The organism is Pseudomonas fluorescens (assembly GCF_003732425.1).
GTDB lineage: Bacteria > Pseudomonadota > Gammaproteobacteria > Pseudomonadales > Pseudomonadaceae > Aquipseudomonas > Aquipseudomonas fluorescens_BE.
In genome coordinates this window covers 25,054-39,842 of the sequence record NZ_MOBX01000004.1, presented here as the reverse complement: position 1 = coordinate 39,842, position 14,789 = coordinate 25,054, and the positions used below count along the sequence as shown (strand labels likewise).

Sequence of the window (14,789 nt, the reverse complement as noted above, 5' to 3'; positions counted from 1 at the left end):
GATGCAAGGCGCTCAGCTCAGACATCAGCCTCCCGCACCCGGCCGCAAGCCGGTGCCGCGGGGTGCCAGCCGAATGGTGGCGAAAGAGCCGATGTCCGCGCGCCTGCCGAAAGCCAATTTCAGCTTTCTGAAAAGTCTGTTCTGGCCGGTGCTGTTGGTGGTGCTGGGCTTTGGCACTTACGAAGGCGCGACGCGTTTGCTGCCGTACGCCGACCGGCCGATCACCAAGATCGCCGTGCAGGGCGACCTGAGCTACATCAGCCAGCAAGCGGTGCAGCAGCGAATTGCTCCGTACGTGGCGTCGAGCTTCTTCACCATCGACCTGGCCGGTATGCGCACCGAGCTTGAGCAGATGCCCTGGATCGCCCACGCCGAAGTCCGTCGGGTGTGGCCGGACCAAGTGGTGATCCGCCTCGAAGAGCAACTGCCTGTAGCGCGTTGGGGCGATGAGTCGTTGCTCAACAACCAGGGCCAGGCGTTTACGCCCAAGGAACTGGCGAACTACGAACACCTGCCACAGCTGTTCGGCCCTCAACGGGCCCAGCAGCAAGTCATGCAGCAGTATCAGGTGCTGAGCCAGATGCTGCGGCCGTTGGGCTTCTCGATTGCACGCCTGGAACTGCGTGAACGCGGGAGTTGGTTCCTGACCACCGGTGCCGGCAGTTCCGGCCCCGGCATCGAGTTGCTGCTGGGACGCGGCAACCTGGTGGAAAAGATGCGCCGCTTTATCGCCATCTATGACAAGACGCTTAAAGACCAGATTACGAACATTGCGCGCATCGATCTGCGCTACGCCAACGGCCTCGCTGTTGGCTGGCGGGAACCTGTAGCGCCGACGACAGCCCAACCCGCTGTCGCGAAGAATTAAGAAGAGGCAGGACCCATGGCAAACGTGCAAAGCGGCAAAATGATCGTCGGTCTCGATATCGGCACCTCCAAGGTGGTGGCGCTGGTCGGCGAGGTTTCCGACGACGGCTCGCTGGAAATCGTCGGGATCGGTACCCATCCGTCCCGTGGCCTGAAGAAGGGCGTGGTGGTGAACATCGAGTCCACCGTGCAATCGATCCAGCGCGCGATCGAAGAAGCCCAACTGATGGCGGGCTGCCGCATTCACTCGGCGTTCGTCGGTGTGGCGGGCAATCACATCCGCAGCCTGAACTCCCACGGCATCGTCGCGATCCGCGATCGTGAAGTCAGCTCGGCCGACCTTGAGCGCGTGCTCGACGCCGCTCAGGCCGTGGCGATCCCGGCTGACCAGCGCGTGCTGCACACCCTGCCGCAGGATTACGTGATCGATAACCAGGAAGGCGTACGCGAGCCACTGGGCATGTCCGGCGTACGTCTGGAAGCCAAGGTTCACGTGGTCACCTGCGCCGTCAACGCCGCACAGAACATTGAAAAATGCGTGCGTCGCTGCGGTCTGGAAATCGACGACATCATTCTCGAGCAACTGGCCTCGGCCTACTCGGTGCTGACCGACGACGAGAAAGAACTCGGCGTGTGCCTGGTCGACATCGGCGGCGGCACCACCGACATCGCGATCTTCACCGAAGGCGCGATCCGTCACACCGCAGTGATCCCGATTGCCGGTGATCAGGTGACCAACGACATCGCCATGGCGTTGCGCACCCCGACCCAGTACGCCGAAGAGATCAAGATCCGCTACGCCTGCGCCCTGGCCAAACTGGCCGGTGCCGGTGAAACCATCAAGGTGCCAAGCGTCGGCGACCGTCCACCGCGCGAACTGTCGCGTCAGGCCCTGGCCGAAGTGGTCGAGCCACGTTACGACGAACTGTTCACCCTGATCCAGGCCGAGCTGCGTCGCAGCGGCTACGAAGACCTGATCCCGGCCGGCATCGTGCTAACCGGTGGTACGTCGAAGATGGAAGGCGCCACTGAACTGGCCGAAGAAATCTTCCACATGCCAGTTCGTCTGGGCGTGCCGCATGGCGTGAAGGGCCTGGATGACGTGGTGCGTAACCCGATTTATTCCACTGGCGTTGGCTTGTTGATGTACGGCCTGCAAAAGCAGTCCGACGGGGTTTCGTTCTCCGGCATCGGCAGCCGCGACAGCTACAGCAACGAGGAGCCACAGGCGCCGTTGCTGGACCGATTGAAGAAGTGGGTTCAAGGCAACTTTTAAAAGCAGCTCGAAGCGTCAAGCTTCGAGCGGCAAGCAGTAGATGCACCGCAACAAACAGCAGTAGGCGAAAAAACTAGAGAATGTAAGGAGAGGGAAAATGTTCGAACTCGTAGACAACATCCCCGCAAGCCCGGTAATCAAAGTTATCGGTGTTGGCGGTGGCGGCGGCAACGCTGTCAATCACATGGTCAAGAGCAACATCGAAGGCGTTGAATTCATCTGCGCCAACACTGATGCTCAAGCGCTGAAAAACATCGGCGCGCGCACCATTCTGCAACTGGGCACCGGCGTGACCAAAGGTCTGGGCGCTGGCGCCAACCCTGAAGTAGGTCGTCAGGCCGCTCTCGAAGACCGTGAGCGCATTGCCGAAGTCCTGCAGGGCACCAACATGGTGTTCATCACCACTGGCATGGGCGGCGGTACCGGTACCGGTGCTGCGCCGATCATCGCCGAAGTGGCCAAGGAAATGGGCATTCTGACCGTTGCTGTCGTGACGCGTCCGTTCCCGTTCGAAGGCCGCAAGCGTATGCAGATCGCCGATGAAGGCATCCGCATGCTCTCCGAAAGCGTCGACTCGTTGATCACCATTCCCAACGAGAAGCTGCTGACCATCCTCGGTAAAGACGCAAGCCTGCTGTCGGCTTTCGCCAAGGCTGACGATGTACTGGCCGGTGCCGTTCGCGGTATCTCCGACATCATCAAGCGTCCGGGCATGATCAACGTCGACTTCGCCGACGTGCGTACCGTGATGAGCGAAATGGGCATGGCGATGATGGGCACTGGCTGCGCCAGCGGTCCGAACCGTGCACGTGAAGCCACCGAAGCGGCCATTCGCAACCCGCTGCTGGAAGACGTGAACCTGCAAGGTGCACGCGGCATCCTGGTGAATATCACCGCCGGTCCTGACCTGTCCCTGGGTGAGTACTCCGACGTGGGTAGCATCATCGAAGCCTTCGCTTCCGAACACGCGATGGTCAAGGTCGGTACCGTTATCGATCCGGACATGCGTGACGAGCTGCACGTGACCGTGGTTGCCACCGGTCTGGGCGCGAAAATCGAGAAGCCTGTGAAGGTTATCGACAACACCGTTCACACCTCCATGGCTTCCGCTCAGGTGCAACAACCGGCTCCGGCCCGTCAGGAAGCGCCAGCGGTTAACTACCGTGATCTGGACCGTCCGACCGTCATGCGCAACCAGGCTCAGGCCGGTGCTGCGGCTGCCGCGAAGATGAATCCGCAAGACGATCTGGATTACCTGGACATCCCGGCTTTCCTGCGTCGTCAGGCTGATTGATGGAATGTATCAGGGCTATGAAGGTGATTGGTGTTCAGCAAAGGCATGGTCTGCTATCATCGCCAGCCTTTGTTGATACCAGTTCGCAATTTGCGCTGAAGCGGCCCAAGCCATGATTAAACAACGCACACTGAAAAATATTATCCGTGCCACAGGTGTAGGCCTGCACTCCGGTGAGAAGGTCTATCTGACCCTCAAGCCTGCGCCTGTCGACACTGGCATTGTGTTTTGTCGCGCTGACCTCGACCCTGTGGTGCAGATTCCTGCCCGCGCGGAAAACGTCGGTGAAACCACTATGTCGACGACGCTGATTAACGGCGACGTCAAAGTGGACACGGTAGAGCACTTGCTCTCGGCCATGGCTGGCCTGGGCATCGATAACGCCTACGTCGAGCTCTCCGCGTCCGAAGTCCCGATCATGGATGGCAGCGCTGGACCCTTCGTATTCCTGATTCAATCGGCAGGCCTGGAAGAACAGGACGCCGCCAAGAAATTCATCCGCATCCTGCGTGAAGTGACAGTGGAAGACGGCGACAAGCGCGCCACTTTCGTCCCTTTCGAAGGGTTCAAGGTGAGCTTCGAGATCGATTTCGATCACCCGGTATTCCGGGACCGCACCCAAAGTGCAAGCGTGGATTTTTCCAGCACTTCGTTCGTAAAAGAAGTCAGCCGCGCCCGTACCTTTGGTTTCATGAGTGATATCGAGTACCTGCGCAAGCACAACCTCGCACTCGGCGGCAGCGTTGAAAACGCAATCGTGGTCGATGCCGATGGCGTGTTGAACGAAGACGGCCTTCGCTATGAAGACGAATTCGTGAAGCACAAGATCCTTGATGCGATTGGCGACCTGTACCTGCTGGGCAACAGCCTGATTGGTGAGTTCAAAGGCTTCAAGTCCGGTCATGCACTGAACAACCAGCTGTTGCGCAAGTTGATTGAGCAAACAGATGCTTGGGAAGTGGTGACGTTCGAAGACGCCAGCACCGCACCAATCTCTTACATGCGCCCGGTTGCGGCAGTGTAAGTAAAAAACCTCTCTAGTTTTTTGAAGGCCATCCTCGGATGGCCTTTTTTTATGCCTGCAATTTCTCTAGTGCCTGATCTGGCCTCTTCGCGAGCAGGCTCGCTCCCACAGGGGAATGCATTTCAAATGGGGGAGCGAGCCTGCTCGCGAAGGCGCCGGTGCAATCGCCACAGAACGCTCAGGCAGCCACCACCACCCGATTGCGCCCACCGTCCTTGGCCTGATACAGCGCCTTGTCCGCCGCAAACAACAACTGCTCCAGGGGCATCTCACTCGCCGCCGTCCACGTCGCAATGCCAATGCTCACTGTCATTGGCCGCTCGGCCCCGTCGACCAACGGCAACTGCTCCACCGCCTGACGAATCTTCTCGGCAATCTGCTGCGCGCCATGAGTCGGGGTCTCAGCCAGAATCACCGAAAACTCTTCGCCACCGTAGCGCGCCACCAGATCCGCCGGTCGCCGCACATTTTCCGTGATGACCCTGGCCAGCGTCTTCAGCACCTGATCCCCGGCCTGGTGCCCGTGTCGGTCATTAAAGGCCTTGAAGTGATCGGCATCGATCATCATCACCGACATCGGCTTGCCCGAACGCTGTGCGCGGAACCATTCGTGGCGTAATGATTGATCGAGCATCCGCCGATTGGCCACACCGGTCAGCGCATCAGTGGCGGCCAGTTGCACCAGCCCCTGCTCGGCCCGTTGGCGCAAACGCAACTCGCGAGCCAGCAGCCAGGTCAGCCATAACAAACCCATACACAGCACGCCCGTGGCACCACTGATCAGAATCGCGGTGCGCCGCCAGGTGCCGAACACTTCGTCGCTGGACAGCGCGACCATCACCGTCAGCGGCAGATTGCCGACCCGCGAATAGGTATAGAGGCGCTGTTGCTGATCCATGCTCGAGGTGCTGGTGAAACTGCCACTGCCATCCTTGTCCCCGAGGATCCGCACGACATTCGGTCGGTTACCGAAGCTCTTGCCGATGGAATCGCTTTGCAGATAAGGCTTCTGCGCGAGCAGGACGCCGTCACTGTTGATGATGTTCAGCGTGCTGTCTTTGCCGATGTCGAGGCTGTTGAACAATTGGTCGAAGTAATCGAGTTTCATCGATGCCACGGCTACACCGGCAAACTCGCCGGTTTCCGAGGAAATCCTTCGACTGAAACTGATCCGCCACTGATTGGCCTCGTCGCAGTCGCAGCGGGTCTTGAACGGGCGGCTGATAAACATGCCGATGTCGCGATTCAATACGTGGGCGAGGAAATAATCGCGGTCGGCAAAGTTGCCCGGTTTTGGCTCGATCCGCGAGGAGTCGGCAGTCACATCCCCATGCTTGTCGAGGAGCAGAATATCGCCCTTGAAACGCGCGGTGGTCGAGCGGTCGAACAGCGCCAGATGACGGATCTGCGGTGAGACATTCTGCAGGTCATCGCGCTGGGCGGCGGCGATCAGGCCTTGCAGGGTCAAGTCATACAACTCGACGGTGCGCAGCACATCGGCGTCGATCAGTTGCGCGATGGTGGTGGCACTGCGGGTCGCCGCTTCCTGAGCGTTGGCATGCTCGCGGATCAGCAGGAACGTGACGATGCACAGAATCGCAATCACGGTCAGCGAACTGCCGCAAATTAGCAGCAACTCGGGGCGTCCGGTTTTGCCCGCAGTGGGTGGGGTACGGCTCGCGATCATGATGGGATTTCGGTTGGGGGAGTCTTATAAGCGTAGTTGCACAAACACTGCTGCCGAAGCCAGAAACCATTCCCAATGTGGGAGCGAGCCTGCTCGCGAAAGCGCTGTGTCATTCAACCTGGATGTCGAATGGTAGACCGCTTTCGCGAGCAGGCTCGCTCCCACAGGGTGCATCACTGAATTTACGACGGTGTTATGGCGCCGATCTTAGAAGACGTTGATCGGGTAGTCGATGATGACGCGGTATTCATCTGTATCCGAATCGATCACGCCGTAACCGTTACCGCCGCGGTTGGTCGCCCATTGCAGGTGCACCGCCAGATCCTTGGCCTGACCGCTCTGTACCACGTACTTCAAATCGAGATCACGTTCCCAATGCTTGGCGTTGCGGCCGTCGGCGCTGTACCAGTTGGAATAGCCTTTGCTGTCAGGATCGACCTTGGTCAGGTCCACCGTGCCGCGCGAATAGGATACGGCCGAGGTCAGCCCCGGCACGCCGACACCGGCGAAGTCATAGGCGTACTTGAGCTTCCACGAGCGTTCGTTCGGGCCGTTGAAGTCGGAATACTGCTGCGAGTTATCCAGATAAACGCTGTCGCCCTGGCTGATGTAGTCGAACGGCGTATTACCGTTGACCCGCTGATACGCGGCAGTGACGCTATGGCTGCCAACACCGACAGTGAAATGCACGCTATAGGTGTTGTTATCGATGTCGCCGAGCAGCGCATCACCGGTGTCTTGCGTGTGATAGAAGTGCAGGCCCGGGTTGAGGCTGATCAGATCGTTCAACTGCCACGTGTAGTCGAGTTCGTAGTAGTACTGGTTCCAGATGTCTTTCAACTCAGAGGCGTACAGGCTGCTGGTCAGCCCTTCGACGCCGCTCCACGCCACGCCGGCCCAGTTCAGGTGTCGGCTTTCGTCACCGTCGGCCAAGGTGCCGTAGGACGTGCCGATGCGCGTGTGACCGCTCTGGTTGTAAGGCTTGGTGAAACTGGCCTGGCCGCCTTCGATCAACCAGCCGTCGAAGCTGTGGTTGGTCAGGCTCACACCACGGAAAGTCTGCGGCAGCATGCGCGTGTCGCCGCCGGCGATGACCGGGTTGGTAAGGAACAGGTCACCGGCCTTCAACTCGGTATCGAACGCGCGCATTTTCAACGTGCCGCCCGCCGTGGAGAACGACCCCGGCGCTTTGCCGCCATTCTCTCGCACCGGCAGGATGCTCGAGCCGTCCGTGCCGCCACCGCCATCCAGCTTCAACCCGAGCATGGCGTGGGCATCGAGGCCGAAACCGACCGTGCCTTCGGTATAGCCCGACTGGAAAACCCCGAGAAAGCCCTGGCCCCACTCGATGTTGTCGTCCGCTTTCTGCAAGCGGTTGCGATTCATGTAGTAGTTGCGGGCGTTGAGGTTGAGGCTCGAGCCTTCGACGAAGCCTTCTTTGGCGGGTTCGTCGGCGTGGGCGGCGGGAGCAATCGTTGCGGCAATTGCAATGAACAGCGGGGTGAAGCGAACTGGGTAACGCACGTGCAATGGAGCTCCTCGGGTCAACTGGCCCGTCAATGGCTTGAGGGGCTTGATGTTTCTTGTTGTTACAGACGAACCAAACGGCTTTCAGACCACAACGAAAAAAGGCCGCTGAAAATCAGCGGCCTGGAATGACGACGGTTGAACGGGAAGAGCCAAACAACCGCGTCGAGGGAAAGAGGACCCGGGGGTGACTCAGCTGTCTTTTTCGGACGCTTGAGCCTGGGCAGCGGCAGCCTGAGGCGCCTGCGTCGCGTCTTTGGCCTTCGCCATCATTTCTGCCTGGTGCTGGTCATACGCCTGGGCTCGTGCGCTGTTTTGCGCAACGAAAGCGTGGGATTCTTCAGCCATCGCCATCGGCGACAGGATCAATGAGGACAAAACGAAAGCGCTGGCAATACCCATACTGTTGGACATCTTGAAAACCTTCTCGCTTGGCGAGTGCTGTTTGGTGCGGGCAAAGATAAGGTTGCCGGGCGTTGGGAAACAGCGTGATTTTCATAAATGACTGTTACAGCACAAGCAAAGATAACCCTCTGGATTTCATCGCGCACTGCCTGCCTGAGCACAAACCTGTGGCGAGGGAGCTTGCTCCCGCTCGGCTGCGCAGCAGTCGTAAACGGGTGGACGCGGTTGATCTGAATGTACTGAGTTGGCTGATTTTGGGGCCGCTTCGCAGCCCGGCGGGAGCAAGCTCCCTCGCCACAGGCGTTGTGCTTTCCAGTTAGACCGGCAGGTGGATACCGAAGGTATTCATCCCTCGATCGCTGCGTACAAACACATCCCCGCCGTGCATCAGCGCAATCGCCTTGACGATCGCCAACCCCAAACCATGGTTATTGCCGCTGTTGCTGCGTGACGCATCCACCCGATAAAAGCGCTCGAACAAGCGTGGCAAATGCTCGCTGGCAATCGGCGAACCGGGGTTGGCCACGCCGATACTCACCTGATGTTCCTCGACCTCGATGTGCACCTCGATCACCTGTCCCGGCCCGGTGTGCTGCACTGCGTTGCTCAACAGATTGATCAGCGCCCGGCGCAAATGCGCGACCTCGATCTGCACCAGCGCATCACCGCTGACCTGCACTTGCACCTGCGCGTCTTCGAGAATGAAATCCAGATACTCAAGGGTGGTCGCCACTTCATCGGCCAACGACGTCGACGTCAGTTTGGTCGCCTTGTTGCCCTGGTCGGCACTGGCCAGAAACAGCATGTCGTTGATGATCGAGCGCAGCCGCTCCAACTCTTCGAGATTGGATTGCAGCACTTCGAAGTAATGTTCGGCAGAGCGCCCGCGCGTCAACGCGACCTGGGTCTGGCCAATCAGATTGGTCAGCGGCGAACGCAGTTCATGGGCGACGTCGGCGTTGAACGATTCCAGTCGCGAGTAAGCCTGTTCAACCCGCTCCAGCGTCGAGTTGAACGAGTCGACAAACTGCTCCAGCTCCGGTGGCAGCGGCGATAACCGCAAGCGCCCGGCCCGCAGGGGGGGCGCCAGACGCTGGGCTTCGTGGGACAGCTTGATCAACGGCTTGAGGCCGATCCGCGCGACCCAATAGCCCAGCGCCGAGGCCATCAACACGCCGACAATCGCCAGACCGATCAGCGCGATCAGCAGATTGTGTTGAGTCTCGTGGAAGGTCTCGGTATCGATGCCGATCATAAAGCGCAGCGGCGGTCGCTGGTCCTTGGCCGGCAACTCGGTCAGCAGCACTTTCAGTGGATAAGGCTGGTCGGGCAACTGCAAGTCATGCATGCCCAGCGGGCCTTTGGCGAAGGCACGGATCGCAGCGTCCGGCTGACCATATTCGTAACCCGGATCACCACTCACCACCCAGAAACGTATGCGTTTGTCCTCTTCGCCGAGCAGCTTCAACTTGGCGTTGATTTTCACCCAGTGCTCGGGTGTGCCGAAGCGATTGAGTGCCGATTCGAGCACGCTATAACGCGCATCCAGTTCGGCTTCCGGCAACAAGCCCAAGCCCTTGTCCACCTGTTGATACAGTGCACCGCCGATCAACAGAAACACCAGCAGCGCCACCAGTGTGAACATCCCGCTCAGGCGCAGGGCAATCGAGTTACTGGACACCACGGCTCTCCAGCACATAACCCATGCCACGGATGGTGTGCAGCAGTTTCTCGTCGAATGGTCCGTCGAGCTTGGCGCGCAGGCGTTTGATCGCGACTTCGACGACATTCGCGTCGCTGTCGAAATTGATGTCCCAGACCATTTCAGCGATGGCAGTTTTCGAAAGGATCTCGCCTTGACGCCGGGCCAGCACGCTGAGCAGGGAAAACTCTTTCGCCGTCAGATCCAGCCGGGTGCCGGCGCGAGTGGCCTTGCGGCTGATCAAATCGATCCACAGGTCGGCGATGCTCACCTGCACCGGTTCATGGCCGCCGCTGCGTCGGGTCAACGCTTGCAGGCGCGCGACCAGTTCGAGGAAGGAAAACGGTTTGCCGAGGTAATCGTCGGCGCCGTCGCGCAGGCCTTTGATGCGGTCTTCGACGCGCTCGCGGGCGGTGAGCATGATCACCGGGGTCTGCTTGCGTGCACGCAACGCGCGCAGTACGCCAAAGCCATCGAGGCCCGGCAACATGACGTCGAGGACGATCACCGCGTAGTCGCTTTCCAGCGCTAGATGCAGCCCCTCGACGCCGTCGCGGGCCAGATCCACGGTGTAACCCTGTTCCGTCAGACCGCGGTGCAGATAGTCCGCGGTTTTTTCCTCGTCTTCGATAATCAGAACGCGCATGACCGCCTCAGTCTGTAGTCGCCAGTGCCGGCACGGGCGCTGGTTTGGGCCGGTGAAACAGCCGCTCAAGCCACAAGTATATGACCGGCGTGGTAAACAGCGTCAGCATCTGGCTGACCAGCAAGCCGCCCACCACCGCGATCCCCAGTGGCTGCCGCAGTTCGGCGCCGGTGCCATAGCCGAGCATCAGCGGCAGTGCGCCGAGTAACGCGGCGAGGGTGGTCATGATGATCGGCCGGAACCGCGTGATGCACGCCTCGAAAATCGCCTCCTGCGGCGACAGGCCTCGCTGTCGTTGAGCCTCCAACGCAAAGTCGATCATCAGGATGCCGTTTTTCTTGACGATACCGATCAGCAACACCAGACCGATCAACGCCATGATCGAAAAGTCCTGACCGCAGATCCACAGCATGATCACCGCACCCAAACCTGCCGCTGGCAGCGTCGAGATGATCGTCAGTGGGTGCACGAAGCTTTCATAAAGCACACCGAGAATGATGTACACCGCCACCAGCGCCGCCAGAATCAGCCACGGCTGACTGGCCAGTGAACTCTGGAACGCCTGCGCCGCGCCCTGGAAATTGCCGCTGATCGCCGTCGGCATGCCGATCTCGGCTTTGGCCTGATTGAGCAGAATCACCGCATCACCCAGCGCCACGCCGGGCGCGAGGTTGAACGACAGGTTGGCGGCGGGGAACATGCCGTCATGGGCAATCGACAACGGGCCGATGGTCGGCGCATCGAATCTGGCCAACGCCGACAGCGGCACCATCTCGCCACTCAGCGGTGAGCGCAGGTAGAAATAGTTGAGACTTTCGGCCTTGCCGCGCTGTTTGGTGTCCAGCTCCAGAATCACGTTGTACTGATTGACCTGAGTCTGGAATTCATTGATCTGACGCTGGCCAAAGGCATCGTACAGCGCCTCGTCGACATCGCTGGCGGTCAGGCCGAAACGTGCGGCGGCGCTGCGATCAATGCTGATGTGAGTGATGCTGCCGCCCAGTTGCAGGTCGTTGGAAATGTCGCGGAACGCCGGGTTGCTGCGCAGTTTTTCGGTCAGACGTTGCGTCCACGTCGCAAGAGTCGCGCCGTCGTTGCTCTTCAGCACGTATTGGTACTGCGCGCGGCTTGGGCCGGAGCTGAGGTTGATGTCCTGACCCGCGCGCAGATAGAGAACGATGCCGGGAACTTTCATCAATTGCGGACGGATACGGTCGATGAACTGGCTGGCGCTGACGTCACGGTCGCCGCGTTTTTTCAGGGCGATCCAGAAGCGGCCGTTGGCGATGGTCTGGTTGCTGCCGGAGACGCCGACCGAGTGGGAAAACGCCTGCACCGCCGGGTCGGCGGCGACGATTTCGGCCATGGCCAAGTGTTTTTTCACCATGTCGCCGTAGGAAATGTCCGCAGCGGCTTCAGTAGTGCCGAGGACGAAACCGGTGTCCTGCACCGGGAAGAAACCTTTCGGGATAAAGATGTATCCGCCGATGGCCAGCGCCAGCGACAGGCCGAACACGCCGATCATCAATTTCTGATGGGCGAGGGCGCGGCGCAGACCTTTTTCGTACCAGCCGAGCAGGCGTTCGCTGAAGCCCGGTTTGGCGTGGGCGTGATGCACCGGTTTGCGCATGAACAACGCGGCCAGCGTCGGCGCCAGGGTCAGCGACACCACCACGGAAATCATGATCGTCGAGGTCGCGGTCAGGGCAAATTCCTTGAACAGTCGCCCGACCACGCCGCCCATGAACAGCAGCGGAATAAACGCCGCCACCAGCGAGAAACTGATCGACACCACGGTGAAGCCGATCTCGCCGGCGCCTTTGATCGCGGCCTCGCGCATGTCGTCGCCGGCCTCCAGATGCCGGTGGATGTTTTCCACCACCACGATCGCATCGTCGACGACGAAGCCGACGGCGACGACGATCGCCACCAGCGTCAGGTTGTTCAGGCTGAACCCGAGGAGGTACATCAAAGCGAAACTGGCGATCAGCGAAACACCCAGTACTGCCGAGACAATCAGCGTCGCCGACAACTGGCGCAGGAACAGCGCCATCACCGCGACCACCAGCAGGATCGCGATCAACAGCGTGATCTCGACTTCATGCAAGGACGCGCGAATGGTCTGGGTGCGGTCGATCAGGGTTTTCACCTGCACCGACGCCGGCAACATGGCTTCGAGGCCGGGCAGGGCGGCTTGAATACGGTCCACGGTTTCCACGATGTTCGCGCCCGGTTGACGGGAGATCACCAGATTCACCCCCGGCTGATCACCGGCCCAGGCTTGCACGTAGGCATCTTCCGAACCGTTGACGACTTTGGCGACGTCGCGCAAATGAACCGGGGCGCCATCCTTGTAGGAAACGATGAGTTGGCTGTAGTCCTCGGGGTGGAACAACTGGTCGTTGGTCGACAGCGTGGAAATACTGGATTCGCCGTACAGCGCACCTTTGGCCAGGTTGAGACTGGTCTGCTGGATCGCCAGACGAATATCGGCAAGGGTCAGGCCGATCGCCGCGAGTTTGTCCGCCGAAGCTTGTACGCGGATCGCCGGACGTTGCTGACCGGTGATGTTGATTTGGCCTACGCCGTCGATCTGACTGATCTGACGCGAGAGCAGGGTTTCCACCAGGTCGCTGAGTTCGGTGCCGGGCATTTGCGTCGAGCTGACACTGAGGATCAGCACCGGGCTGTCGGCCGGGTTGACCTTCTTCCACGTTGGCAGCGTCGGCATGTCCTTGGGCAGTTTGCCGGCGGCGGTGTTGATCGCCGCTTGTACTTCCTGGGCGGCGGTATCGATGCTTTTATCGAGGGTGAATTGCAGGGTCAAAAGGCTTGAGCCCAAGGCACTGCTGGAGGTCATCTGGGTCATGCCGGGAATGGCGCTGAATTGCACCTCCAGCGGCGTGGCCACGGACGACGCCATGGTGTCGGGGCTGGCGCCGGGCAACTGCGCGGAAACCTGAATCGTCGGAAATTCCGCTTCCGGCAGTGGGGCAATCGGCAAGCGCGGGAAGGCAATCAAACCGACCAGCACCAAAGCGATGGTCAACAAAATCGTCGCGACCGGGTGATCGATGCACCACGTGGAGACGCCTTTGTGCGCCTTCATGGTTTCGGCTCCGCTTGCACCACCTGCGCCGGCTCCGTCATGACTTGCACGGTCGAGCCGGGTTTGAGCCGCGACTGGCCATCGGTGACCAGCACATCACCGGCCTTCACGCCTTTAATGATGTCTTGGCCGCTGCCCTGATAAACCATCTGCACCTGCACCGCTTCGACTTTGTCGCCGTTGACCCGGTAAACGAAGTGTTGATCGAGGCCACGTTGTACGACGGTGGGCGGGACCACCAGCGCATCTTTGTCGAGGGCTGTCTGAATTTTTACCGTGACCAGCAGGCCAGGCCAGAGCTTCTGGCTGGCGTTGTCGAATTCGGCCTTGGCGCGGATGGTGCCGGTGTTGGCGTTGATCTGGTTGTCGATCAGGGTCAGGTGACCTTCGCCGAGCAGGTTGCCGGTTTCGCCGTCGGTGTCGGCGCCGATGTAGGCCTTGACCTGCGCACGCTGCGGATCGTTGATCAGGCCTTGCAGGGTCGGCAGCATTTGCTGGGGCAGGGCGAACTCGACGGCGATCGGGTCGATCTGGGTGACGGTGAACAGGCCGGCGGTGTCGGTCATGCGCAGGAAGTTGCCTTCGTCGACTGTGCGAATACCGACGCGGCCGGTGACCGGGGAGCGAATCTGCGTGTAGGAAAGTTGTACCTGCGCCGCGTCGATCGAGGCCTGGTTGCCTTGGGCGGTGGCTTTCAATTGGTTGACCAGGGCTTGTTGCTGGTCGTAGGTCTGCTTGGAGACGCCGTCGTCGACGCTGAGCAGTTTGTAGCGTTTGAGGTTGACCAAGGCGACTTGCAGTTGCGCCTGGCTTTCCCCCAATTGCGCGCGGGCCTGGTCGAGGCTGGCGCGGATGGAGCGGTCGTCGATGGTGGCCAGCAGGTCGCCTGCTTTGACGAGTTGGCCTTCTTTGACGAGGATTTTGGTGAGGATGCCGTCGACCTGAGGGCGCACTACGACGCTGTGCAGGGAGAGGACGGAGCCGATGCCGCTGGTGTAGCGGGGGACGTCTTGTTCGCTGACCGCGATGACTCGCACGGGGATAGCGGTGGGGGTGGCGAGTTTGGTCGGGGCGGGTTTCATTGCCCACCATGTGCCTGCGGCGGCCAGGACGATCACTAGGGCTAGCAGGGCTTTGTTCTTTTGGATTCGCATGCGGGGTGGGCGCCGGACGGAGTTTGGGCAGGGTTAGGGTCTTTATAAACTTGTTTGGGGGTCAGGAGGGTGACGGCTAGCTGTCAGCGCTGTCAGTT

At 60.2% G+C, this 14,789-nt stretch carries 11 protein-coding genes; 4 read left to right on the top strand and 7 right to left on the bottom strand.

The window, feature by feature from the left end:
- The first annotated feature begins 1 nt into the window (after position 1).
- From BK670_RS07240 to lpxC, 4 genes are all read left to right on the top strand, one after another.
- Entirely contained in the window at positions 2-868 is an 867-nt protein-coding gene (locus BK670_RS07240) for a cell division protein FtsQ/DivIB (protein WP_007916989.1), read from the top strand.
- Between the two features lie 15 nt (positions 869-883).
- Positions 884-2,143: a cell division protein FtsA gene (ftsA, locus tag BK670_RS07235; RefSeq protein ID WP_007916987.1), complete on the top strand. Its 1,260-nt coding sequence runs from the start codon at positions 884-886 to the stop codon at positions 2,141-2,143.
- A gap of 97 nt (positions 2,144-2,240) precedes the next feature.
- A complete protein-coding gene (gene ftsZ / locus BK670_RS07230; RefSeq protein WP_016986475.1) occupies positions 2,241-3,437 on the top strand; it encodes a cell division protein FtsZ in 1,197 nt (398 codons plus the stop codon).
- A gap of 112 nt (positions 3,438-3,549) precedes the next feature.
- A complete protein-coding gene (gene lpxC / locus BK670_RS07225; protein WP_007916984.1) occupies positions 3,550-4,461 on the top strand; it encodes a UDP-3-O-acyl-N-acetylglucosamine deacetylase in 912 nt (303 codons plus the stop codon).
- Between the two features lie 178 nt (positions 4,462-4,639).
- On the opposite strand, the gene BK670_RS07220 is transcribed toward lpxC, so the two are convergent.
- The 7 genes from BK670_RS07220 to BK670_RS07190 all read right to left on the bottom strand — a co-directional run bounded on the left by BK670_RS07220 (position 4,640) and on the right by BK670_RS07190 (position 14,691).
- Entirely contained in the window at positions 4,640-6,148 is a 1,509-nt protein-coding gene (locus BK670_RS07220) for a sensor domain-containing diguanylate cyclase (RefSeq protein ID WP_123449228.1), read from the bottom strand.
- Positions 6,149-6,355: 207 nt separating this feature from the next.
- On the bottom strand, positions 6,356-7,672 hold the full coding sequence (locus BK670_RS07215) for an OprD family porin (RefSeq protein ID WP_123449315.1): 1,317 nt from the start codon (positions 7,670-7,672) through the stop codon (positions 6,356-6,358).
- Between the two features lie 195 nt (positions 7,673-7,867).
- Positions 7,868-8,089, bottom strand: coding sequence for a hypothetical protein (locus BK670_RS07210; protein ID WP_123449227.1), 222 nt, complete (start codon positions 8,087-8,089; stop codon positions 7,868-7,870).
- A 307-nt stretch (positions 8,090-8,396) separates the two neighbouring features.
- Positions 8,397-9,761, bottom strand: coding sequence for a heavy metal sensor histidine kinase (locus tag BK670_RS07205; RefSeq protein ID WP_123449226.1), 1,365 nt, complete (start codon positions 9,759-9,761; stop codon positions 8,397-8,399).
- Positions 9,751-10,428, bottom strand: a complete 678-nt coding sequence (locus BK670_RS07200; protein WP_007916978.1) for a heavy metal response regulator transcription factor — start codon at positions 10,426-10,428, stop codon at positions 9,751-9,753. The genes BK670_RS07205 and BK670_RS07200 overlap by 11 nt, the downstream gene beginning before the upstream one ends.
- A gap of 7 nt (positions 10,429-10,435) precedes the next feature.
- The gene (locus BK670_RS07195; RefSeq protein WP_123449225.1) at positions 10,436-13,537 is read right to left on the bottom strand and encodes a multidrug efflux RND transporter permease subunit; all 3,102 of its coding nucleotides are present in this window, start codon (positions 13,535-13,537) and stop codon (positions 10,436-10,438) included.
- Positions 13,534-14,691: an efflux RND transporter periplasmic adaptor subunit gene (locus BK670_RS07190; protein WP_123449224.1), complete on the bottom strand. Its 1,158-nt coding sequence runs from the start codon at positions 14,689-14,691 to the stop codon at positions 13,534-13,536. The genes BK670_RS07195 and BK670_RS07190 overlap by 4 nt, the downstream gene beginning before the upstream one ends.
- Positions 14,692-14,789: the final 98 nt, after the last annotated feature.